The organism is Paraburkholderia dilworthii (assembly GCF_000472525.1).
Lineage (GTDB): Bacteria > Pseudomonadota > Gammaproteobacteria > Burkholderiales > Burkholderiaceae > Paraburkholderia > Paraburkholderia dilworthii.
The window spans coordinates 1-22,551 of sequence record NZ_AWZT01000068.1; the positions used below are offsets into that span (position 1 = coordinate 1).

The 22,551-nt window shown below is 61.1% G+C and carries 18 protein-coding genes and 1 pseudogene; 5 read left to right on the forward strand and 14 right to left on the reverse strand.

Annotated features, from left to right (window positions below; genetic code table 11):
• Positions 1-598 precede the first annotated feature (598 nt).
• The 7 genes and pseudogenes from F759_RS0132605 to F759_RS44605 form a co-directional block, all read right to left on the reverse strand.
• Positions 599-2,227 carry an FGGY-family carbohydrate kinase gene (locus tag F759_RS0132605; RefSeq protein WP_027803523.1) on the reverse strand — a complete coding sequence of 543 codons (1,629 nt, stop codon included), beginning with the start codon at positions 2,225-2,227 and terminating at the stop codon, positions 599-601.
• A gap of 69 nt (positions 2,228-2,296) precedes the next feature.
• A complete protein-coding gene (locus F759_RS0132610; protein ID WP_027803524.1) occupies positions 2,297-3,025 on the reverse strand; it encodes an SDR family oxidoreductase in 729 nt (242 codons plus the stop codon).
• Between the two features lie 25 nt (positions 3,026-3,050).
• Positions 3,051-4,334, reverse strand: coding sequence for a sugar ABC transporter permease (locus tag F759_RS0132615; RefSeq protein WP_027803525.1), 1,284 nt, complete (start codon positions 4,332-4,334; stop codon positions 3,051-3,053).
• Between the two features lie 26 nt (positions 4,335-4,360).
• Positions 4,361-5,164: an ATP-binding cassette domain-containing protein gene (locus tag F759_RS0132620; RefSeq protein WP_027803526.1), complete on the reverse strand. Its 804-nt coding sequence runs from the start codon at positions 5,162-5,164 to the stop codon at positions 4,361-4,363.
• 70 nt (positions 5,165-5,234) lie between these two features.
• Positions 5,235-6,290, reverse strand: coding sequence for an ABC transporter substrate-binding protein (locus F759_RS0132625; RefSeq protein ID WP_027803527.1), 1,056 nt, complete (start codon positions 6,288-6,290; stop codon positions 5,235-5,237).
• Between the two features lie 16 nt (positions 6,291-6,306).
• Entirely contained in the window at positions 6,307-7,290 is a 984-nt protein-coding gene (locus F759_RS39265) for an AraC family transcriptional regulator (protein ID WP_051377539.1), read from the reverse strand.
• A 696-nt stretch (positions 7,291-7,986) separates the two neighbouring features.
• Positions 7,987-8,442: pseudogene (locus tag F759_RS44605) on the reverse strand (ABC transporter substrate-binding protein); the annotation flags it as partial.
• A 130-nt stretch (positions 8,443-8,572) separates the two neighbouring features.
• Here F759_RS44605 and F759_RS0132645 point away from each other — a divergent pair.
• The 4 genes from F759_RS0132645 to F759_RS0132660 all read left to right on the forward strand — a co-directional run bounded on the left by F759_RS0132645 (position 8,573) and on the right by F759_RS0132660 (position 12,856).
• On the forward strand, positions 8,573-9,292 hold the full coding sequence (locus F759_RS0132645) for a FadR/GntR family transcriptional regulator (protein ID WP_027803528.1): 720 nt from the start codon (positions 8,573-8,575) through the stop codon (positions 9,290-9,292).
• Positions 9,293-9,394: 102 nt separating this feature from the next.
• On the forward strand, positions 9,395-10,162 hold the full coding sequence (locus F759_RS0132650; RefSeq protein WP_027803529.1) for an SDR family oxidoreductase: 768 nt from the start codon (positions 9,395-9,397) through the stop codon (positions 10,160-10,162).
• Between the two features lie 73 nt (positions 10,163-10,235).
• Positions 10,236-11,528 (forward strand): MFS transporter, encoded by a 1,293-nt coding sequence (locus tag F759_RS0132655; RefSeq protein ID WP_027803530.1) that lies wholly within the window; start codon positions 10,236-10,238, stop codon positions 11,526-11,528.
• Positions 11,529-11,608: 80 nt separating this feature from the next.
• Positions 11,609-12,856 (forward strand): enolase C-terminal domain-like protein, encoded by a 1,248-nt coding sequence (locus F759_RS0132660; protein WP_027803531.1) that lies wholly within the window; start codon positions 11,609-11,611, stop codon positions 12,854-12,856.
• A 1,429-nt stretch (positions 12,857-14,285) separates the two neighbouring features.
• Here the strand turns inward: F759_RS0132660 and F759_RS0132665 are convergent.
• The 7 genes from F759_RS0132665 to sapR are packed head-to-tail and all read right to left on the reverse strand — an operon-like array spanning position 14,286 to position 21,123.
• A complete protein-coding gene (locus tag F759_RS0132665) occupies positions 14,286-15,053 on the reverse strand; it encodes an ABC transporter ATP-binding protein (protein ID WP_027803532.1) in 768 nt (255 codons plus the stop codon).
• Complete coding sequence (locus F759_RS0132670) at positions 15,050-15,940, reverse strand: ABC transporter ATP-binding protein (RefSeq protein WP_027803533.1); 891 nt, start codon at positions 15,938-15,940, stop codon at positions 15,050-15,052. The genes F759_RS0132665 and F759_RS0132670 overlap by 4 nt, the downstream gene beginning before the upstream one ends.
• Position 15,941: 1 nt before the next feature.
• Positions 15,942-16,856, reverse strand: a complete 915-nt coding sequence (nikC, locus tag F759_RS0132675; RefSeq protein WP_027803534.1) for a nickel transporter permease — start codon at positions 16,854-16,856, stop codon at positions 15,942-15,944.
• A gap of 58 nt (positions 16,857-16,914) precedes the next feature.
• Positions 16,915-17,985, reverse strand: coding sequence for an ABC transporter permease (locus F759_RS0132680; RefSeq protein ID WP_027803535.1), 1,071 nt, complete (start codon positions 17,983-17,985; stop codon positions 16,915-16,917).
• A 21-nt stretch (positions 17,986-18,006) separates the two neighbouring features.
• Positions 18,007-19,614: an ABC transporter substrate-binding protein gene (locus tag F759_RS0132685; RefSeq protein ID WP_027803536.1), complete on the reverse strand. Its 1,608-nt coding sequence runs from the start codon at positions 19,612-19,614 to the stop codon at positions 18,007-18,009.
• Positions 19,615-19,672: 58 nt separating this feature from the next.
• A complete protein-coding gene (gene ddpX / locus F759_RS0132690) occupies positions 19,673-20,239 on the reverse strand; it encodes a D-alanyl-D-alanine dipeptidase (RefSeq protein ID WP_027803537.1) in 567 nt (188 codons plus the stop codon).
• Between the two features lie 5 nt (positions 20,240-20,244).
• Positions 20,245-21,123 (reverse strand): sap1 transcriptional regulator SapR, encoded by an 879-nt coding sequence (gene sapR / locus F759_RS0132695; protein WP_027803538.1) that lies wholly within the window; start codon positions 21,121-21,123, stop codon positions 20,245-20,247.
• A 393-nt stretch (positions 21,124-21,516) separates the two neighbouring features.
• On the opposite strand from sapR, the gene F759_RS0132700 reads away from it, so the two are divergent.
• Complete coding sequence (locus F759_RS0132700; protein WP_027803539.1) at positions 21,517-21,903, forward strand: ester cyclase; 387 nt, start codon at positions 21,517-21,519, stop codon at positions 21,901-21,903.
• The last annotated feature ends 648 nt before the right edge of the window (positions 21,904-22,551 follow it).

Consider the following 22,551-nt stretch of genomic DNA (forward strand, 5'->3'; position numbering starts at 1 on the left):
GGCAGCCTTCACCTCAACGGAAATAGAATTGCTCGAGTGCATAGTCCCTGACTTGCCGCTTACCGCGCAGGCACCACCGCTCCTGCGAAACCTTATCAAGGTCGCCCGGCTTGGAGGCTATCTGGGCCGAGCCAGTGATGCGCCACCAGGTAATACCGTCGTGTGGCGTGGCATGCGGCGCCTCACCGATATTCAACTNGGTTATGAACTCGCCCTGAATCGAAGTGGGTAATTGCAAGGCTGGTGCCGCGCTTACGCGGTAATGAAGGTGATGGGCACGCCAGTCTCCGCTAGGTGACGCTGCAGCTGCAGCCCATCGTTTAGGTCACCATTGAACGTCGCGATAGCGAAACGGCTCAAGTCGTTCCGTAAGCGGACAGTCATGGAAGTTCGTTCGAACGGGTGGAGTTGGCCGATTGGGTGAGGTCGCCAGTAACTGCCTTTCGACGCGACACGGATCGGTCACCCCAACGTCTGTTGTAACCGGATTAGCGGCCTCTCGATCAGAGGCATCGCCTGCGGCGTCGTTCTATCGCCTATCGAGTGAGGCGGTTCAAAGCCACGCAAACACGCGTCATTTGGTGTTCCGCGGTGCAGGCTAACGAATTTCCCTGGCGACCGCCTGCAAGCGCGTGAACGCACTGAACCGCGCATTATGCAACGCGTGTGCATCGCGATGCGGTTCATAGACTTTGCTGACCTGAGACATAACGCCCATCGCACTCCGCACATCGTTGAATTGGCCGCCTGCCACGGCGCCAAGAATCGCAGCGCCGAGAAGAACGGGCTCCTCCGCCCGCGCGGCCAGCACCGGCTTGCCAACCGCATCGGCGAGCAACTGACGGACGAGATCATGTCGTCCCGCTCCTCCGCTGATCATCACCCGTTCGATCGGTGCGCCCGCCGACGCCTGAGTCTCGATTATCTGGCGCAAGCCATATCCGATACTGCAGATACCCGCGATATATAGCGATACCAGACTGTCGAGGTCGGCTTCCATGCCGAGGCCCGCGATCACAGCTCGAGCATGCGGATCGGCGAACGGCGCACGGTTGCCCAGGAATTCGGGAACTACATGCACGCCTTGCGCCAGTTTCACGACGTCGGACAATGTGTCCGACGCCTGCGTCGCGAGATTGGCGAGCATCGCGGGCAGTGACTGTCCTACTTCTTCCGAACGACTTCGCGCCTCGGCGGTTGCCGGATGCAGCGTGAGCAGCCTTTCGATGGCCGCGCCCGCAACGGACTGGCCGCCCTCGTTGAGCCAGGCGTTCGGGACCATCGCCGAGAAGTACGGTCCCCAGACGCCAGGCACGAACACCGGTTCGCGGGTCGTAGTCATTGTGCAGGACGACGTTCCGAACACATAGGCCAGACAGGCTTCCGGCTCGCCTTCGGCGCCCACCGTGCCGATGCCGCCCGCGTGCGCATCGATCACGCCAGCGGCAACAGGCGTCCCCGCGCGCAAGCCGAGTTGCGCCGCTGCCTTTTCTGTCAGGCCGGTTCCCAACGGCGTGCCGGGTTCCACCACCTTCTGCCCGATGCGAGAAAAGTTTTCGTCCGCCAGCAAGCCCAGTCCGACGCTGCGAAAATAGCTGCCGTCCCAACGACGCTCATGGGCAAGATAGGTCCACTTGCATGTGACCGTGCACGTGGATCGTGAGAGGTCGCCCGTCGAACGCCACGTCAGAAAGTCGGTGAGATCGAAGAACTGCCATGCATCGTCGAATACCGCGCGACGATTTTCGAAAAGCCACAGCAGCTTCGGCGTTTCCATCTCCGGAGATATCTTGCCGCCCACATACTTCAGGACATCGTGCCCCGCGGCGTTGATGCGTTCCGCCTGCTCCACGGCGCGGTGATCCATCCAGACGATGATGTCGCGCTCTGCCTCCTCCGACGGCCCCACGGGCAGCGGCTTGGCGCCCTGGCCCAGCACGACCAGCGAGCAGGTGGCATCGAATCCGATCCCGACGATGCGTTCCGGCGATACATCCGCCTGCGCAATCGCATCCTTGACCGCGTGACAGACGGCGCCCCAGATTTCGGTGCTGGATTGTTCGACGATGGAGCCGCTCCCGCGATATAGCGTGATGTCGTGCTTCGCTGTCGCCAGCATGTGGCCCTCGAGGTCGAAGACGCCCGCGCGCGCGCTGCCGGTGCCGACATCCACGCCGACGACAAACCGCGCGTTCGTTGCGTCTTGGGTCGTGTAATCAGAAGTCATGGCTCACTGCCTGTTGGAGCGTTGGGTCGATGTCAAGCGACATCCGCACCCCTCGCATGGCTGCCGGTCTCAGAGATCGACCGCGTTCGGAAGGATCACGAGGTCGCGAATGGTCACGTTGCGCGGGCGCGTCAGCATGAAAAGCACGCAATCGGCCACTTCCTTCGGCTGCATCAGGCTGCCAGATGCGAGCGCCTCGTCCATCTTCGCCTTGGGCCAGTCGTCTAGCAACGCGGTCACGACCGGTCCCGGCAATACCGAGCCCACGCGCACGCCATGCTTCGAGAGCTGTCGCCGCGTCGTGTGCACGAAGGCCTGCACCGCAAACTTCGAAGCGGTGTAGATCGGCTCCCAGACTACCGGCACCATGCCCGCGATGGAGCTGGTGAAGATGATGTCGCCGGACTGCTGCTTCACCATGTGCGGAAGGACGGTATGCACCGAACGGAACGCGGCATTGATGTTCAGGTTCAGCATGCGGTCCCATGCGTCGGGATCGCCTTCGGCCACTTCGCCGCCCAGGTACGCGCCGGCATTCGCGTGGAAGATATCAAGGCCGCCAGCCGCATCGAGAATGCGCGGCAGCAGGCCCGACACTTCCGCGGGGTTCAACAGGTCGGCGACGATGGGCAATGCATCGGGACCGAGCTCCGCGCACAGCGCATCGAGCCGCTCTTTGGCGCGATCGATCAGCACGACCTTAGCGCCATGAGCAATCAGCTCACGCGCGCATGCCAGACCGATACCCGACGCGGCACCCGTAATGGCCGCGACTTTTCCTTTGATTGTGTCAGTCACTCATCCGTCTCCTGAATATTGGAAATCAAGCGCGACCGTGCGAGACGCGCGATTGCCTGGCAAGCGAATCGACGATGACCGCAATCGCCAACACCGCACCCGTGATCATGAAACGCAGCGAGGACGACAAATTCAGCAGCGTCAGTCCGCTCGCAATCGACTGGATCACAATGATGCCTAGCACCGCCGAGTACGCGCTGCCGCGCCCGCCGAAGAGACTCGTCCCGCCAATCACCGCCGCTGCAATCGCATTGAGGTTGACATCCCCAGTGCCGGCCTGCTGACTGGCCGATGCGAGTCGCGCTGCCGACAGCACGCCGCCGAGCGCCGCGAGACCCGAGCAGAGCACAAAGGCGCTCATATAGATGCCTTTGACGTTGATGCCCGCGCGTCTTGCTGCTTCTTTGTTGCCGCCGACTGCGTGCATCGAACGGCCCCATCGTGTGCGTCTGAGCATGTAATCCATCACGACCGCAAGCGCCAGGAACAGCGCGAACAGCAGTGGAACGCCGCGTCCCCGGTTCAGGTATGCCACCACGACTTCCAGCAGCACGGTAACGACGATGCAGCGCGTGAGCAGACTGCTCATCGACGGCGCCGAAAGGTTCGATGCGCGGCGGCGCTGGTGCGTGCGCATTCCGAGGACCAGCATGACGACGCCCGGCATGAGCGCAATCACATACGACACGACCGGCGGAAGCACGATGAGCTGTCCGAGGTTTACTATCGCCGAACCATAGGGCAGGTTGATGGAGCCGCTCGCGCCGAGCACGTAGAGTTGCAGCCCGAGCAATGCGAGCAAACCGGCCAGCGTCGCCACGAAACTCGGCATCCCGAGGCGGTTGAGCAGCGATGCATACAGCGCGCCCACGACCGCGCCCACCACGATGGCCGCAACGATCGCCAGCCCCACCGGCCAGCCTTTGTTGACCCAGAGCATGCCCACCAGCGCGGAAGCGAAGCCGCTCATCGAACCGACGGACAGGTCGATCTCGCCCACCATCAGCACGCCCACGATACCGAGCGAGATGACGCCGATGGTCGAGCAGTCGAAGAGCAGGTTGACCAGATTGTTGGCAGACAGAAAGACCGGATTCAGGCTCGTGAAAACGGTCCAGATGATGATGAGACCCACGACTACGGGCAGCGAACCCAGATCGCCCGACTTCACCTGATCGACGAACGCCGAGACCGCGCCCCCGATGCCCGTGGCGTGCTTCACGCGCACATCGCTGCGATCCAGCAATGGGGGAGGCTGATCGGGCTTCTGCGGATTTCCCTGCGGAGCACCCTGAACTTGGTTACTCATGATTGTTTCTCCCACTAGGGCATTCACTAGGCATTCGTTTGAGCCTGACGCCGGTCGGCGCGGCGCGAGACGGCGTTCTCGGTTGCGCCCGTGATCGCGGCGACGAGGTCCTGATTCGACGAGTCGGGATAGAAGACGCCGTTGTTCTTGCCGAGCCGGAGCACGACGATCCGGTCCGCCACGGCGCGCACATCTTCCATGTTGTGGCTGATGATGATCACCGCGTGCCCGCGATCGCGCACGCGTTCGATGAGATTCAGCACTTCCGCGGTCTGCGCGACGCCCAGCGCGGCGGTCGGCTCGTCCAGCATGATCAGTTTTGGGTCAAGCAGTAGCGAACGTGCGATGGCAACGGTTTGCCGCTGGCCGCCGGACAGCGATGCCACCACATCGCGCACATCGGGAATGCGCGCCGACAGTTCGTTCAGAAGAGTCCATGCCCGCATCTCCATCGATACTTCGTCGAGGCGCACGGGACTCAGCTCTCGCCCGAGGAAAATGTTCGCGACCACATCGAGGTTTTCGCACAGCGCGAGATCCTGGAACACCGTGGCAATGCCCAGATCGAGCGCGGCTGCCGGGTTCGCCAGCGTCACTTCGCGGCCGTCGAAGGTGATCGTGCCCGAGCTCGGCTGATGCACGCCCGCCAGCACCTTGATGAGCGTCGATTTGCCAGCGCCGTTGTCGCCCACCAGCGCGACGACTTCTCCGGCATGTACGTCGAGTTCGATGTCCGTCAGGGCCGAGACCGCTCCAAAGTGCTTGGATATGTTGCGCAGACTAAGCACCAGCTTTCCCGGGGCGGGCCGCTTCGTGGAGTTGTCAGTCATGGACGGTGCCTCTGCTTGATTGAATGAAAAACCCCGTGCGGCGCCGGTGTTCGTCCGGCGCCGCGCCGGTTCAGTTGGTAATGCCGAGCTTCTTGCAGCCTTCCGCGTAACGGTCGGTACACAAGGTCTTCGCGCTCGCGAAACCCTTGTCGACCACTTCGGCCTTGAGGTTCTTCGCCGTGATGACCGTCGGCGTGAAGAGCTGCGTGGGCGTGTTGAAGAGCGTCGTTTCGCCCTTCGCAGCCTGTCCGGACAGGAATCCGACGGCGACCTTGGCCGCCGCCGCCGCAACAGTTTCGCTCGGCTTGAGGATGGTGTTGTACTCGTCGCCGGCGATGATCAGTTGCAGACCCGCGATGGTCGCATCGTTGCCCGTCACCGGCGGCACCGGATTCACGCCGGCTGCCTTGAAGGCCGCGACCGTTCCGCCAGCCGTGCCGTCGTTTGCCGCCACGACGCCGACGATCTGCGACTGGAAGCGGGTGATCTGTCCGCTGACCCATTGCTGAGCCTTCGGCGGCGCCCATTCCGGCGTGTCGTACTCCGCCAGCGTCTTGTAGCCGCTAGACGCAAGGCCGGAATGGATGCCCTTCTTGATCAGCCCCGCTGCTGCGTCGGTGGGAGAGCCGTTGACTTCCAGAAGACCACCCTTGTTAGTCGGCACACCAGTGTCTTTCAGATGCTGCACAAGCGACTGGGCGATCATGCGGCCGATGCCTTCGTTATCGAACGAGACATAGTAGTCAGCCGGCGTCGAGGGAACCGGACGATCGTATGCAATCACCTTCACGCCCTGGCTTTGCGCCAGATGAACCAGCGACGCCGCCGCGGTCGAATCCACCGGGTCAAGCACGATTACCTTTGCGCCCTGTGCGATGACCGAGTTGAACTGCTGCTGTTGAGTCGCAACGTCCGCGTTCGCGTTCTGATAGAGCACCTTGCAGTCGGGACACAGCTTGGACATCGTTGCTTTGAAGCCCGGGAAGTCGTGCTGTTCGTAGCGGGTGGACGCCTGGTCCGGCATCAGGAACGCGACCGTACCCGAAGGTGCCGCCATCACCGACCCGCTTAGCATACCTAACGTGATGGCGCTGATGCTGCCAACGAGTGTCGAAAGTTTCTTCATACAGTGTCTCCTATGTTTATTGGATGGCGGCAGTTGCTGCCACGTGTTGTCGCGCCGAACCGGGCGCGTCGGTTCCGCTTGCCGCATTGAGTTGCTGACACCCACGCCACCTGGAAGGCGACATGCCCTTGAGCAACAGAAACTGACGGTTGAAGTTGGACAGGTTGTTGAATCCGACCTGATAGCAGATATCGCTGATACTCAGTTCCCCGGACATCAGCAACTGGCACGCGAGATTAACGCGTAACCGGTTCACATACTGCACGAAAGGCACGCCGGTATGGCGGCGAAAGTATCTGGAGAATGCGCTCACGCTTTGGCCCGCCAGGCCTGCCAGGTCAGCTTCGCGAAGCTCCTGCGCAAGGTTCTTGCCGATGTACGTCAGCACATGATTGATGCGCGTCTCGGCGTAGCGCGCCGGATCGGCCCGATAGGCGGCGCTTGCCAGCTTGATCGGCTCCCTGCCCTGAAGAAGCAGGGCGAACAGCGATACGAAGAGCGCGATCCGCCGCATTCCCTGCGCGTGCAGCATCTCACGCATGATCGGCTCGGCGGCCGCGCCTGTATCCGGGGTGAACAATACACCCCAGCCCGAGGCCTCAAGCAGACCAGTAACCTTTCTGAATTCGGGAAACGCATCGATTGCACGCACGACAAATTCAGAATCAAACTGCAGCACTAAGCAGCGTTCGCTCACTTGCTCGCCCCGCGGCACATTGCTCACCCAGTTGTGCGGCAGATTGGGTCCGGTCATAACGAGATTGCCGGGCGTGAAATCTCCGATGTAGTCACCGACGAAGTACTTGCCCGTCGTGGCGGTGATAAGGTGAAGCTCGTACTCAGGATGGAAGTGCCAGCGCACCGTGCTGTAAGGATAGCCGTGCGACCACACCTTGAACGATTCGTCGCGCGGTACGGCGACCAACTCCAGGTCGGGCTGACCAACATGGGGGCGACGGCGAGCGCTGCCTTCGCCCGCATCGGTGCTGTCGTTCGTCACGTCTGTCTCCAGGGGCCACCGTCTTTGTCGACGATTGTTCGGTTTGTCACCGCTTCGATAGATCCAAGAATAGCGGATGACGCAAAATTTCACTACACAGGATAGGACGCATTTCCGATACCTTTTTGCATTCGGGAAAGCCCTATCGCCTTTCATGGTCAAAAATCGTGCAGTGCAGCAGTTTTGCGGGCACGGATTGCGGCGACCGCGGTATCGCGAGGCGCATCGAGATCAAATTTTTGGTAGGTGCCGACTCTCGCCACGCGCGCGGAGCCATTCTTCCATTCCTATTCAGCGGCACGCGAGCTGCCGGGAAATCGTTTCCGCCGCACTCTAACGGACGGTTGCCGCTTTCTCACCGATTGCTGCGGCATACCGCTCATCTAGGACAGCAGGGAGGCGTATGTTTTCAAATGACTGAAGCTCGCCCGCTTTCCGACGCTGGCGTTCAGACAGGTCGAGTGGCCGGGTTGGGTCGATTTGGTGCGTTCGCCGTCGGCCCGCGTTCGGCCATGAAGAGACGTTCCCAGCTCCTGCCGCGGCACCGCTTCGATGACCGGTCTGCCTTCAGGTCCTGTCACTGGCTGCGGCGCTCGACCCCGGTGCCCGTGCAGGGGCAAGCGGCGCTGAAGCGCTCGGTCAAGCCGGCCGAGCGCTGCGAGGCTAGTGCGCTACGGCCGTCGATCCGGTATGACATTAGCGATCTGCAACGAATCCCGACCCTTTCATCTCCTCGACGAACTGCGTGAGTACATCTGCCGCGGCGGGGCCACGGCTCTTCGGCACACCCATCGCCTGACGGATCACCGTGAAGCGCTCGTCGAGCAAGCGCAGCCCTGCGATTTCGCGCGAATCCGCTTCCAGTTGCTGCTTCGTGCCCCCCGCGCCTTCGAGCAGCTAATCGACGAACGTCCGCACCACGGCCGGTGACGTCGGGGCGCACTGCGCCCCCTTCAATCCACGTGGGAGAAAGAGGCTGTACGCGCTGCCCTTTGCCGACGGTGACGCGGTTTTTCGGTCGATAGACATCGGCATTGGTCCTGGTCGGCGACTCGTCGCGCACGAGATAGAAGCTTTCTACCAGCACTAAGGCGCGGTGAACGCGATTGTCTCGCCGCGCGGATCTATCGCGAAGAAACCGAAGTAAGCGCGGCATCGGCGCGAGCTGCCGGCCGTACCCCGTTCGCGCTGCAGCCACAGAGTGCGGGTCATCCCGAATTGTGCAATGAAGCACGTGAGCCTATCTTTCTACATCATACGTATGATCTAGAGAGATAGGTTGATGGCTACCCTACACCGGCGGGTTCTGAATCAGATGGGCGAGCAGATCTGCTCCGGCAAATTTGCGCCAGGCGCGATTCTGCCGGCCGAACCCGTGCTCGCCGAGCAGATGCAGGTGAGCCGCATCACCATCCGCGAGACGATGAAATCGCTCTCCGCCAAAGGCATGCTCGAGGTGCGGCGCCGCTACGGCACGATCGTGCTTCCGCGCTCGCAGTGGCAATTGTTCGATCCGGACGTCATCACGTGGCGCGCGCGAGCAGGAACGCTCGACCTCGGCCTCATCGAGGACCTGATGGAATTGCGCCTGATTATCGAGCCGAATGCCGCGAAACTCGCCGCTAAGCGCGCCACGGACGATGACCGCAAAGCCGTGCGGCGCGCCTACAAGGCAATGGAACGCGCCGTCGCGGGCAACGGCGAATACGTGCCCGCCGACCTCGCCTTCCACGGCGCGATCCTCACCGCCTGCCATAACCAGTTCGTGCAACAGATGCAGAACGCCTTGTCGGCGATTCTGCGCACGAGCTTCGAACTCAGCTCGGAAATCGCGGGCGGCCCGGCCCGTTCGCTGCCGATGCACGAAGCGCTTTGCATCGCGATCGAGAAAGGCGATCCGGAAGCCGCGGAACAAGCGGTCCTCACGCTCATCCGGCGCGCCGAGAAGGATTTCGAGGATCGGGCAGCGCTGAACAGCACCGTCAACGAGAAGCCCGCCTGACGTCTTAAGCACGCCACCGACGCACACACTATTCATCGCGACCGGTTTGCCGGCCGCGAGGGGCGGACTCGCGCCTCGTCTCAACACGCGAAAGGAAAACGCATGACAACGTTATTCGATCTGAGCGGCCGCACGGCGCTCGTCACGGGCTCCGCGAGAGGTATCGGCTTTGCGCTTGCCGAGGGTCTCGCCACCGCTGGCGCCAGCGTGATCCTGAACGGCACGCGCGCCGACACCGTTGCCGAAGCGACCGACCGGCTCGAAAGCAAAGGCTTCAAGGCGCAAGGCCGCGCATTCGACGTCACCGACGAAGCAGCCGTCGCCGACGCATTCGCGCAATGGGATAAGGACGGCGTGCAGGTCGACATCGTCATCAACAACGCGGGCATCCAGTTTCGCAAGCCGCTCGTCGAACTCGAACTCGCCGACTGGCAGCGCGTGATCGACACCAATCTGACGAGCGCGTTCATTGTCGCGAGAGAGGCGGCGCGCCGCATGATCGCGCGCGGCACGGGCGGCAAGATCATCAACATCGGCTCGCTGACGAGCGAAAGCGCGCGCGCGACGGTCGGCGCGTACACGGCGGCGAAGGGCGGCATCAAGATGCTGACCCGCGCGATGAGCGCCGAGTGGGGGTCGTCGAACATCCAGGCAAACGCGATCGGCCCGGGCTACATCCTCACCGACATGAACCAGGCGCTGGTCGACAACGCCGCCTTCGATGCATGGGTCAAGAGCAGCAATCCCTCGCAACGCTGGGGCAAGCCGGACGAGCTCGTCGGCACCGCGGTGTACCTGTCGTCGCAGGCATCGAGCTATGTGAACGGCCAGATCATCTACGTGGACGGCGGCTGGCTCGCCGTCCTCTGAACTCAAGACTTCGCGGGAACAAGAACAACAGCCCGCGCCCAACCTTCGTACGCAGCAAAGATCCGGAGACATCATGGAAAGCGTCAAACCCGTGGCACCCCAAAGATGGTGGTATCTGATGCCCATCATCTTCATCACTTACAGCCTTGCCTATCTCGACCGCGCGAACTACGGGTTTGCCGCTGCCGCCGGGATCGACAAGGATCTCGGCATCACGCATGGCATGTCGTCGCTGATCGGCTCGCTGTTCTTTCTCGGCTACTGCCTGTTTCAGGTGCCCGGCGCGATCTATGCTCAGCGCAACAGCGTGAAAAAGCTGATCTTCTTCAGCCTGATTCTGTGGGGACTGTGCGCGGCGGCGACCGGCATGGTCAGCAACATTCCGATGCTGATGGTATTGCGCTTCGTGCTCGGCGTGGTCGAGGCGGCCGTGATGCCGTCGATGCTGATGTACATCAGCCGGTGGTTCACGCGCAGCGAACGTTCGCGTGCGAACACGTTCCTGATTCTCGGCAATCCGGTGACGGTGTTGTGGATGTCGGTCGTGTCGGGCTATCTGGTGCATAGCTTCGGCTGGCGCGAGATGTTCGTCATCGAAGGGCTGCCGGCGATTGCGTGGGCCATCGTCTGGTGGTTCACGGTGAAGGACCGCCCCGCCGATGCGCCGTGGATGAGCGACGCCGAAAAAGTCGAGCTCGACGCGCGCCTGAAGGCCGAGCAGGCGCACATCGCACCGGTGGGCGACTACAAGACCGCCTTTCGCTCGTCGATCGTGTTGAAGTGCTGCGCCATCCATGCCTTGTGGAGCATCGGCGTGTACGGCTTCATCATGTGGCTGCCGTCGATCTTGAAGCAGGCGTCGACGATAGACATCGTATCGGTCGGCTGGCTCGCCGCCGTGCCATACCTCGGCGCGATCATCCTGATGCTGCTCGCCTCGTGGCTCTCCGACAAGACGCGCAACCGCAAGCTTTTCGTCTGGCCGTTGCTGCTCATCGGGACCATTGCGTTCGTGGGTTCGTATCTGCTCGGCAGCACGCACTTCTGGCTCTCGTTCGCGTTGCTGGTCATCGCCGGTGCGTCGATGTATGCGCCATACGGCCCGTTCTTCGCACTCGTCCCCGAACTGATTCCGAGCAACGTGCTGGGCGGCGCGATCGGCCTCATCAATGCGTGCGGAGCGCTCGGCGCGTTCTGCGGATCGTGGGTCGTCGGCTATCTGAACGGCGCGACGGGCAGCCCTGCCGCTTCGTACATGTTCATGGCGGGTGCCCTGCTGCTCTCGGTCATCCTGATGATCACCGTCCCCGCGCGTTCGGACGAGCGCTCAAAGCATGATGCACCGCTCGCCGTGGGTCGCACGTAAGCACACGGCCTGCATGAATCATATGAAACCTGGGCGCCCTACGCGACACACGCAGTGCGCCCGCTCCCGGCAGAGACGATATGGCAACCCTGATTACCGATATAAAGGTCATCCTGACCGCGCCGGAAGGCATCAACCTGATCGTCGTGAAAGTGGAGACGAACCAGGCCGGTCTGTATGGCCTGGGATGCGCGACGTTTGCCTATCGGCATGTCGCCGTCAAATGTCTGATCGAAGAGTATCTACGACCTCTTTTGATTGGCCGCGACGCCGAAGCAATCGAAGAGCTTTGGCAACTGATGCATCAGAACGCGTACTGGCGCAATGGACCGATCGAGAATAACGCGATCTCGGGCATCGACATGGCGTTGTGGGACATTAAGGGCAAGATGGCGAACATGCCGATCTATCAGCTCTTCGGCGGCAAGTGCCGCGAAGGCGTGCCGATCTATCGTCATGCGGATGGGCGCGATCTCAGCGAGTTGTGCGAGAACATCCAGCGATATCGCGAGCAGGGCATCACGCATATCCGCTGCCAAAGCGGCGGTTATGGTGGCGCGGGCTTTGGCAAGGCGCCGTCGAGCGCACCGCAAGGAGCACTAGACGGTGTGTATCTCGACAGCCGAAAGTACATGCGCGACACGCTCAAGTTGTTCGATGGCCTTCGCACCAAGATAGGCTTCGACGTCGCGTTGTGTCATGACGTGCATGAACGGCTGAAGCCGGTCGAGGCCATCAAGTTCGCGTGCGAACTGGAGCAGTACGACCTGTTCTTTCTTGAAGATGCGATCGCGCTGGAAGATGGCGAATGGATGCGGCAGCTCAGAGCGAAGACCACTACGCCGCTGGCTCAGGGCGAGTTGTTCAACAATCCATCGGAGTGGCGCTTTCTGATCACCGAACGCCTGATCGACTTCATACGCGTTCACCTGAGCCAGATCGGAGGTATCACGGCCGGGCGCAAGCTGCAGATCTTCGCGGAGCAGTTCGGCGTAAGGACCGCGTGGCACGGGCCCGGCGACATGTCGCCGCTCGCGCATGCGGCGAACATTCATATCGATCTCGCGTCGCGTAATTTTGGCGTGCAGGAATGGTCGGGTACTGAGCCGCCCAACTTCGTGATCCAGGAACTCAAAGGGCCCAGAGCCGCGTTGCTCGATGTGTTCCCTGGCCTGCCCGAGTACAGGAACGGCCATGTTTATGCGAATGACAAGCCAGGGCTCGGCGTCGATATCAATGAGACCGATGCCGCAAAATATCCGTGCGAGAGTGTCGTGACGACGTGGACGCAAACGCGCCTGAAAGACGGCACCTTGCAGACTCCGTAAGTGGGTCAAGTTAAAACTAACGGTTCCGTTTGTTCTCTTGTTTACCGTAGAGGGTTGTTCGGCGTGCCGACGCCTCTTTCAAGCGAACTTCCACAACAGCTGGCAATTGCAAGACGATGTGACGTGGATGGAGGTCCGTTGGTGTTCCCAGAACGGCCACCGCCCACGGCGCGATCCGAGTGACGGCAACGGGTCGAAAGTGTGAGTTCGCTGATGTGGAAAGGTGCCGCTCCTCTGCTTCAAGCCGACAACGTCGGCAGTCCGCCGTATTGCTGACGTAGGCTCCAGTTCGCTCGGCAATGGCCGAATTCCGGTCTTGGAACGCAAAGAAACTATCTCCGACGGTTGTGAATCGGCATTCTGAATAGCATATGTGGCCAGCGACGATGTCTTCAGGACGGCAATTGAGGCGGCCTTGTCGACCGGGACAGGGGTACTCCGTCACAGCTGGCCGCTTCAATGTTGCGCCAGGCGGCGCTGGTCGACAAGGCGCGCCGGGCCAGTCCGCATCGAATCCGCCATGCACACGCGTCCTATGCATTCGCACGGTGCGGAGCTGATGAGGTGCGAGCCAATCTCTGGCACGCCTCAATCATGACGATGTCCCACGGCGACGACGTAGAGGGAGCGGGTCAGCTAGCAGGTGTGTTCGCAGCCAGGAAGTGACGCTGACACAGCGTTTGAATCCGAAGCGATTCAACGGCTTTTTGTTTTCCTGACTCCAAATTAAGCATCAGGCGCACGCTAACTGACGGGCCGTGACCGTGTCTGGTCAGGAAGGCACAGGCCACTGTTTGCCATCCCCAAACGCGGCAGACAGGTGCGGCAATGTTTGCCATACTCCGACGACGTTGCGTTTCTGTCCGGTTCCGACAATCCGCTTCGCCGTTCCCTCCGCTTACGACCACTTCGCGTAGTCGCCGACAGCGTCGGCATGAAATGCCTTCACAGTGAACACCTCCGACGCCTGCTAAGCGGCTAAAACGGACAAGACACGACGCCCAACCTATAGCAGTATCATGAACAGGCGGATCTGGAAATGTTCGTCGGCCGGCACGCGCTATTCATGCACGCCACCAGTATGCGCTGAAGATCCGACGGCGTGGCACGTGGCTCAAAGGCGCTTTGCGGTCGCCGCTCGCAGGGGGGACGTCATGACTACGACAATTAAATCAGCGCTGACCATTAGCTTGCTGTCCGCGAGTTGCCTGGCCGTTACTACGGGCAGTGCACGGGCGGACGACCGCCTTTTGAAACTGCTGCAACTGCAGACTTTGAATCGTATGGCGTCAGACGCTGCGCCGACGAAAAAAAACCGTTCGGACGACGACAGCACGCGTCAGCAGCAAGGGACAGACCGCCCACGGTCTCAGCCACAACCGTACAACCGCGGCACTACCGGCAGTACACCGGCGCGACAGCCGTAACTTCACAACGACGCGTCGACGCCGAATGCTTCCGCAACTTTGCGTCGATAACCGCCCGTCGCGAGCAACAGGCTGCGCGAGTACTCGCTTTCGACCTGTTGCGCGCGAACGCTTTCTATGGAGAGCTTTTCGACGATCTCTCCATTGCGCATGATCGCCACGCGCGAGCATAGAAAGCCGACCACCGCGAGATTGTGGCTGACGAGAATCATCGTCAGATTGCGCTCCTGATGCAGGCGCTTCAGGAGGTTGAGAATTTCGGCTTGCACTGAGACGTCGAGCGCGCTCGTCGGTTCATCCAGCAATAAGACGCGAGGCTCGACGATCAACGCACGCGCGATTGCAACCCGTTGTCGTTGTCCGCCCGACAGTTGATGCGGGTAGCGAAAGCGGAACGACGGATTGAGGCCCACTTCGCGCAGCGCATTCACAATGCGCGCTTCATGGTCGCCAATCCTGTTGATACGCAGCGGTTCGCGCAGCGTCTGGTCAACGGTGAAGCGCGGATGCAGCGATCCATACGGGTCCTGAAAGACCATCTGCACATCGCGCCGGCGCGTGTCGCGATCCGCTCCGGCGATATGCAGGGATCCTTCGGCAACAGGCGTGAGTCCGCTCAGCGCGCGAAGAATAGTCGACTTCCCTGAGCCGGATTCGCCTACCAGACCGAATACCTCGCCTGCCGCGACATGAAAGCTCGCGCCGCGTACCGCATCGACGAGCCCCGCAGCCGTCCTGAAGCGCACGGTCAGTGCATCGACGCGGATCATAACGGCGCTCCTTGCTGTTCAGCCACGTCGTTGAGCCACGCGGAGTCGCGGGAGAGCACGGGCAATTCGGCGGGCGGATCCACAAGCGGCGGATTCGCGGCAAGCAGGCCGCGGGTGTACGGGTGTTGGGCGTTGACCAGATCGCGCGCGGCGCACGTTTCGACGACGCGACCAGCGTACATCACCACCACCCGGTCGCAGAACGACATGACGAGCGGCAAGTCGTGACTGATGAAGATGAGCCCTGTCTGATGCTTTTCGATCAGTTCATCGAGCACGGCCAGCACCTGCATGGAGACCAGCACATCGAGCGCGCTCGTCGGTTCGTCTGCGATCAGGAGGCGGGGACCTGTCGAGACCATCATCGCGATCATCACGCGTTGCCCCATGCCGCCAGACAACTCATGCGGATACGAGCGGGCGACGCGTTCAGGGTTGCGAATATGCACGGACTCGAGCGCCGCAACGACCTTGGCCCGCATGGCACGACGGCCAAGCTTCGGCTCATGCAGCGCAAACGCTTCGCGCATCTGCTGCTCGACGGTCATGACCGGGTTGAGCGAATACTTCGGGTCCTGCAGGACCATCCCCATCTGCGAGCCGCAAAAGCGGCGGCGTCTGTCGGCCCGCATGGCCAACATGTCATGTCCGTCGAAGCGTAGCGCTTTGGCCGTGCAGTGCGCGGCGGGCGGCAACAAGCCCAGTAGCGCGCGTCCCGTGAGCGATTTACCCGATCCCGATTCGCCGACGATCCCGAGCCGCTCGCCCTTGTTCAACGTAAGCGACAGCCCGCGTACCGCTTCGTTCAGCGTGCCGTCATGCGCGCGAAAGGCGATGCGCAGATCGTCGATTTCACACAGCGGATGGTCCGCTTCGTTCGTGCGCATGTCAGTCTCCATGACGCGGATCGAATACGTCGCGCAATCCGTCACCGAGCAGGTTGAACGCGAGGCTCACGAGCAGAATCGCGAAGCCCGGCAGCGTGGCCACCCACCAGGAATCGAGCAGCACGTTGCGGCCGGAAGCGACCATGAAACCCCATTCGGGACTCGGCGGTTGCGCACCGAGTCCGAGAAAGCCGAGACCCGCGACGGTCAGAATGATGCCCGCCATGTCGAGCGTCGCTCGCACGATCACGGACGACATGCAAAGCGGCATCACATAGCGCAGCAGGATGCGCAGATTCGTCGCGCCTTGCAGGCGTGCAACCTGGATGAAATCGGCCTGCACGAGCCTCAAGGTTTCGGCCCGCGCGAGACGTGCATACGCGGGCCACGCCGTGATGGAGATGGCGATCACCGCATTGATCACGCCGGGTCCGAGGGCGGCCGCGAAGGCCAGTGCGAGAACGATTTTCGGAAACGCCAGCGCGATATCGGTGATGCGCATCAGCACGTTATCGACCCAGCCGCCGAAGAAGCCCGCGGTGGTGCCTATCATGAGGCCGATCGGCACCACCACGACGACCACGAGTATCGCTATCGACAAAGTCAGGCGCGAGCCATAGATGATGCGCGAGAGAATATCGCGCCCAAGCTGGTCGGTGCCAAGCCAGTGCGACGCCGACCCCGGCGGCAGCAGCCGGTCCGGCAGCACCTGGCGCAACGGATCGTGCGGCGCGATCCACGGTCCGATGATCGCGACGATCACGAGCACCGTCAGGATCGCAAAACCGAATACCGATAGAGGATTGCCCGCGAAACGCCGCCAGCGCCGATAGGCGAGGCCCAATGCGGCCTGTTTGCGCGACGCGGGCGTGTCGGTAAGCAGCCATTGCTTCCACGAGAGGCGGGCGGCGTTCATCGGCCAGTCCTGCGTCGAATGTTCAAGAGGTTGGCGCACGTGGGGAGTCTCCGTTGCATCAGCGGGCGCGCGGATCGAACACGCGGTAGAGCGCGTCGGTGAGTAGATTCAACGCGATGAAAGTGGCGCCGATCACAAGCGTGCTGCCGAGCACGGCGTTCATGTCCGCATTGAGTAACGCACCCGTCAGATACGATCCGATGCCCGGCCACGCGAATACGATCTCGGTCAGCACAGAGCCTTCAAGCAGGAAGCTATACGAAAGCGCGATGACCGTGAGCAACGGCACTGCGATATTCCCGAAAGCATGCACCCACACGACGCGCCGCTCGGGCACGCCCTTCGCGCGCGCCGTCGTGATGTACTCCTGGTTTAACTGGTCGAGCATGAACGAGCGCGTCATTCGGCTCAGATACGCAACGGAGTAATAGCCGAGTATCGCGGCAGGCAATGCGACATGCGAGATGGCATTGAAGAACACATCCCATTCACCGGCCATCAGCGAATCGATAAGCAGGCTGCCTGTGCGCGAGTCGACCATACCGTCGAATACCGGGTCCAATCTTCCGGGACCTGAGACCCAATGCAGCTTCGCATAGAACAGCAATAGCCCCATCAGGCCGAGCCAGAACACAGGCACGGAACTGCCGATCAGCCCCACGAAGCGCGCAACGTGGTCGATCCAGCGGTTATGACGCGTCGCGGCCACCACTCCGAGCGGCACGCCGACCAGTACGCCGGCGATGGTCGCAAGGGTGGCGAGTTCGAGCGTCGCGGGGAACACGCGCCGGATGTCGTCGAGTACCGGATTGGCTGTCAGCAGCGACACGCCCAGGTCGCCATGCAATACCGCAGTCACGTAGATCAGAAATTGCTCGACGAGCGGCTTGTCGAGACCGAGCTGGATACGCGCCGCCGCATAGGCGCTTGCCGACGCGCGATCGCCAAGTATCGCGAGCACGGGGTCGATCGGCACCTTGCGGCCAATCACGAAAGTTACCGCAAGCAGGCCTGTGAAGGTAATGGCGAGCGTCAGCGCCCAGCGCAGCAGGCGCAGCGCCCAGCGCACGCCTGGGCGGCGCGCGGACGCTGCGCGAATGCGGTCGATAGGCGTAAAGGTTGTCGACATGATTCGGACGCCGCTGGGCGATTACTGCTTTTTCACATGCAGGTATGAGACCAGGTCGTTGATCGGCCCGACTTCAAGGCCGGACACGCCTGGCCGCATCGCTACCTGCGATACCTGCTGGAACATGATCACGAACGGCGAGTGCGCGAGCATGTCCTTTTGCATCGCCTGATAAAGCTGTGCGCGTTTTGCGGTGGACGACTCGGCAAGGGCGGCGTTGGTCTCTTTCGTCAGATCGGGAATGTCCCACGAATTACGCCATGCAAGCATCTTGTACGAGGACTTGTCGGAGTTATCCGGGTTCCACGCGAAGCCCTGCGCATTGCTGTGTGGATCGATATAGTCGGCAGACCATTCGCCGATGTAGATGTCATGCTGGCGCGCACGATACTTTGCGAGCGTCTGCTTGTTATCGCCGGGAATGATATCGACCTTGATTCCGCCTTGCGCCAGATTGGCTTGTACTGCTTGTGCAATCTCGTTGTACGGATAGGCGCTACGCACGTCCATCGTTACATTAAAGCCATTCGGCAAGCCTGCTTTGGCGAGTAACGCCTTTGCCTTGGCGACGTCCTGATGATACGGGTTGCTGTTGAGTGCGCCGAGAAACCCTTCCGGCAGAAACGTCTGGTGAACCTTGTAAGTCGTCTTCACGACGTTCGTCTGAATGCCGTTGTAATCGATCAGCCACTTCATCGCTTCCTGCACTTCGGGCTTCGCGAGATTCGGGTTCTTCACGTTCAGGCCGAGATAGAGCAAGGTGGCTTGCGGCACGGCCGTCACGTGTGCCTTGTTCGACTTCGTCAATGCAGCGAGATCGTCGGGGCTCAGATTGCGCGCCACATCCGCATCGCCATTTTCGAGTAGCAGCCGCTGGCTCGACGCTTCGGGAACGTGGCGAAGCACGATGCGCTTCATCGCGAGCGGCATGCGGTAATCGTCGTATCTCTGCAGAATGATGCTGTCGTTCGCGGTCCATTTGACCAGCTTGTACGCGCCAGACCCGGCCTCGTTCGTGCGCAGCCATTCGTTGCCGAAGTCATTGCCTTTCTGATGTGACATCAGCAGCTTTTTGTCGAGCACGGATGCGGGCCACGCGCCCAGAACATTCAGCACGAAGGTGGGCGCGTATTTCTGATCGGTAGTGATACTGACCGTCGACTCGTCGATCTTTTTGACTTTCTGCGGCGCGTTGTCTTTCGTGAGTCCGATGCCTTGCAGCACGGCGGCGGCGCCCTTGTCGAGAAGTACACAGCGCTGGATCGACCACGCGACGTCATCGGCCGTAAGAGAGTTGCCGGAGTGGAACTTGAGACCTGGGCGGATCTTGAAGGTGAACGTGAGTCCGTCGGGGCTGACGGTCCAGGATTGCGCGACGTCGCCGTTGAATTTAGACGGGTCTTTCAGGTCGACGCGCACGAGCCGGTCATAGGTGTTCGCAACGTATTCTTCCGGCACGAGTTCATAGATTTCGCCGGGATCGAGCGTCGAAAATTCGTCGAGCGTCGTGGCGATGACAAGCATGTCTTTCGGCGTCGCCGCGAGCGCGCTGCCTGTCATCGTGACGGAAAAAGTCAGCGCGGATGCCACCGCGACTGCTGCCAGCGCATTGCGCAAAACCAGATTCATACTCGCTCCGCATGTAAAGGAAGAGAACCTGCAAACGGACAGCCCGGAACTTATCAGGTCACATCAACTTCAACGGGCCGCTTTCGCTGTTGTCGATCACGGGCAGCGCGCGCGAGCCAGGCAATTCGTAATGCCACCATTCGCTTGCGATGTGCGTGAAGCCGGCTGCATGCATGATGCCGAGCAACAGCAGCCGATTGCGTTGTACGTGTTGCGGGAGGCCCGCGTGGAAGTGCTCCGAAGCCTTCACCATTTCGTCGAAACCGGTGCCCATGTCCAGCGATTCGCCATCGCCGTCTATCAGCGTGAGATCGACGGCCGTGCCCCGGCTATGGTTCGAGCCGCGGCCCAGTTCGGCAATATAGGTCGGATCGGGCAGGAAGTCCCACAGTACCTTTTGCGCTTGTGGCGGACGGTAGGCGTCGAAGATGCGCAAGGTCATGCCGACGCTGTCCGCGAGTTCGACGGCTTTGCGCAATGCAGCTTCGGCGGGTTCGAGCAGCAGGCAATGCGCGTCGCGGTAGATCGCCTTGCCGGTGAAGTTGCGCGGCGTCGCATACACGAGGTCGATATCCACGTGATGTGTGTCGCGAGTAATGTGTATCAGGCGAGGGGTATCGGTCATAGCGGTCAGAATTCAAATTGATCGAGTTCGCGCTGTAGTTCGCGGTTGCGTGCAACGCGTTCGTCGATGGCCGGCCCGAGGCGCTCGACGATCGAGGTCAGCAAAAGATTGAACAGGCACGTGAGCGGCGCAAGCGAGTCCCAGAACTGGCCGACGTCCGTCTTTGCCTGCAACAGATCGCAGTTGAAGTCGCGTGCCCAGGGGCAATACAGATCGGTGACGAGCGCAAGCGCGATGTTGCGCTGCGCCGCGGCTTCGCAATAACGGCGTGCGATGCGCGAGTAGGCGCGCGTGTCGGTCACGATCAGATAGGGCGAAGCGAACTCGGAGTTCAGCGAATCCACATAAGAGCCCGACATGCCGTCGGAATAGAACACGCGTGGCCGCAGGTATTCGAGGTAACTGAAGAACGCATTGGATATGCCGCGTGTCGATTGAATCCCGACGATATAAACCGCATCCGCGGTTGCAACGCGCTCTGCAACCCGCGCAAAGGCTTCGCTTTCTGCGAGCTGATAGACATAGCGGACTGCATCGACTTCAAGATCCATAGAGCGTGCGAGTGCCGCGCCTTGCTGGTCCCGGCCATGTGAGTCTTCCTGGTGACGCTCGCTGCGATACGCATCGAGGCGGTCCGTAATGAACCAGGGGCGCGTTTGTGCGCCGCGCAACTCGCGCTTCAGATCATCAAGATTGCGATAGCCGACGCTGCGCAGAAAGCGTCCGACGGAAATGCCGCTCGTTCCTGTTTGCTGCGCGATCTGCCCGGCCGTTTCAAGCCCGAGCCGGTCCAGATTTGCCAGCATGTAGCTGGCAATGCGCTTGGCCGTCGGCGTGAGCGTCGTAAAGCTCTCTTTGACCGTATGGGCGAACGCAGTGGGCATCGATCTTGTTGGTTAGTTATCTGTCATCGGGGCGTGCTTTGGTAGCTATGTGACAAGGACAATAAAACGGGCGCTACCTTAATTTTTCAATCGAAGAGTGCGGGTTGATAGTCGTCGGTTTGCTGGACTTGCTGCAAGCTGCGTGGGCTCGCCCGCAGCTGTGAGCAGTCATGCTTTACGCCGACGCCGGCATGCTGTGCTTCTTGTCATGCGGAAATCCAGGAGGCGCCTGTCCCGTTGCAGGGCATCGGTAAGGTCAAAGTACTTTCAGTGAAGTGCGGGTGCTGCGCGCGCGGACTGGTGAGTAGGAGCCGGCCTATTTCGGGTCGTTCGACATCATGGCCGAGATCGTTGAAAATTGGCCGATCCGTTGAAGAACGTTGGGCGATTGCAATGAGCGAAAACGATCTTTCCAAAATGTACCGGCGCTACATTGCCTGCCTGAATATGCAGGACTGGTCAAAGCTCGGAGACTTTGTTGGCGACGACGTGAACTACAACGGCGAACGGATCGGTTTGTCAGGCTATCGCCAGATGCTTGAGCGAGATTTCCGCGAAATTCCGGACTTACGCTTTGAGATTCAACTGCTCGTTTGCGAGCCGCCGCATATCGCGAGCCGATTGCGTTTTGACTGTACGCCGGTCAGTATGTTTCTTGGTCTTCCCGTGCATGGAAAACGGATCGCGTTCGCTGAGAACGTCTTCTATGAATTTCGTGGCGTCAAGATTCAGCAAGTCTGGTCGGTCATCGATAAGGCCGCGATCGAGCGCCAGTTGTAGCGGCAGGTAGGCGCTGGCGACAGCACGCTTGCCGGGCGACTTCGCGCAGCCGCTGGCGATGAACGAAGCTTCGACCATCACGTCGCGATCGTCGTAAATCGAATTTCATGCGCGGGCCTTCAGCCGCAGCTTCGATGTCGCGCCGGGAGACTGCCCACGTCAGGGCTGGACACTGTCTAACGATTTATCAGCCGCCGGCTCGAGCAGTTCGACGTCGGGTTTCGTAGGCGCAGCGTTAGTCTCGCCACACGACGAGAGTGGCATAAAGAGTCGGAAAGGAAGGCGCAAAACGCTGACATATCGGCATGCATCCGCGAAGCCAACTGCTATTCTTCAGATGCTGCGACTCAGGCGTTTCCGGTCGGCTCTGCTGGTCGTCGGCAGCATTCCGCGTCCCACGCGGAACAGGAGGTGTATGTCACGTCCAGATNNTCCTCGGCCCGCGCCACGCGCACTGCGNCGCCGGCAGTTAATCGGACGCATGTGGCTTGCCATCGGCAGTTCGCTTACCTGGCTCTCCTTTGCACATGCGGCGCCCGCAGCGGACATCCTTCCAAAAGGCGGCACATACGTGGCCGGCACCGGCGCGATAGCAAGCCAGGGCAACGGCCTGGGGGTCACGCAACCAGGCTCGACGCGCGGTGTGAT

Coding starts and splice junctions, on each gene's coding strand:
- F759_RS0132605 (WP_027803523.1), bottom strand. CDS start 2,227: ATGACTTCTGATTACACGACCCAAGACGCAACGAACGCGCGGTTTGTC.
- F759_RS0132615 (WP_027803525.1), bottom strand. CDS start 4,334: ATGAGTAACCAAGTTCAGGGTGCTCCGCAGGGAAATCCGCAGAAGCCC.
- F759_RS0132620 (WP_027803526.1), bottom strand. CDS start 5,164: ATGACTGACAACTCCACGAAGCGGCCCGCCCCGGGAAAGCTGGTGCTT.
- F759_RS0132625 (WP_027803527.1), bottom strand. CDS start 6,290: ATGAAGAAACTTTCGACACTCGTTGGCAGCATCAGCGCCATCACGTTA.
- F759_RS0132645 (WP_027803528.1), top strand. CDS start 8,573: ATGGCTACCCTACACCGGCGGGTTCTGAATCAGATGGGCGAGCAGATC.
- F759_RS0132650 (WP_027803529.1), top strand. CDS start 9,395: ATGACAACGTTATTCGATCTGAGCGGCCGCACGGCGCTCGTCACGGGC.
- F759_RS0132655 (WP_027803530.1), top strand. CDS start 10,236: ATGGAAAGCGTCAAACCCGTGGCACCCCAAAGATGGTGGTATCTGATG.
- F759_RS0132660 (WP_027803531.1), top strand. CDS start 11,609: ATGGCAACCCTGATTACCGATATAAAGGTCATCCTGACCGCGCCGGAA.
- F759_RS0132665 (WP_027803532.1), bottom strand. CDS start 15,053: ATGATCCGCGTCGATGCACTGACCGTGCGCTTCAGGACGGCTGCGGGG.
- F759_RS0132670 (WP_027803533.1), bottom strand. CDS start 15,940: ATGCGCACGAACGAAGCGGACCATCCGCTGTGTGAAATCGACGATCTG.
- nikC (WP_027803534.1), bottom strand. CDS start 16,856: ATGAACGCCGCCCGCCTCTCGTGGAAGCAATGGCTGCTTACCGACACG.
- F759_RS0132680 (WP_027803535.1), bottom strand. CDS start 17,985: ATGTCGACAACCTTTACGCCTATCGACCGCATTCGCGCAGCGTCCGCG.
- F759_RS0132685 (WP_027803536.1), bottom strand. CDS start 19,614: ATGAATCTGGTTTTGCGCAATGCGCTGGCAGCAGTCGCGGTGGCATCC.
- ddpX (WP_027803537.1), bottom strand. CDS start 20,239: ATGACCGATACCCCTCGCCTGATACACATTACTCGCGACACACATCAC.
- sapR (WP_027803538.1), bottom strand. CDS start 21,123: ATGCCCACTGCGTTCGCCCATACGGTCAAAGAGAGCTTTACGACGCTC.
- F759_RS0132700 (WP_027803539.1), top strand. CDS start 21,517: ATGAGCGAAAACGATCTTTCCAAAATGTACCGGCGCTACATTGCCTGC.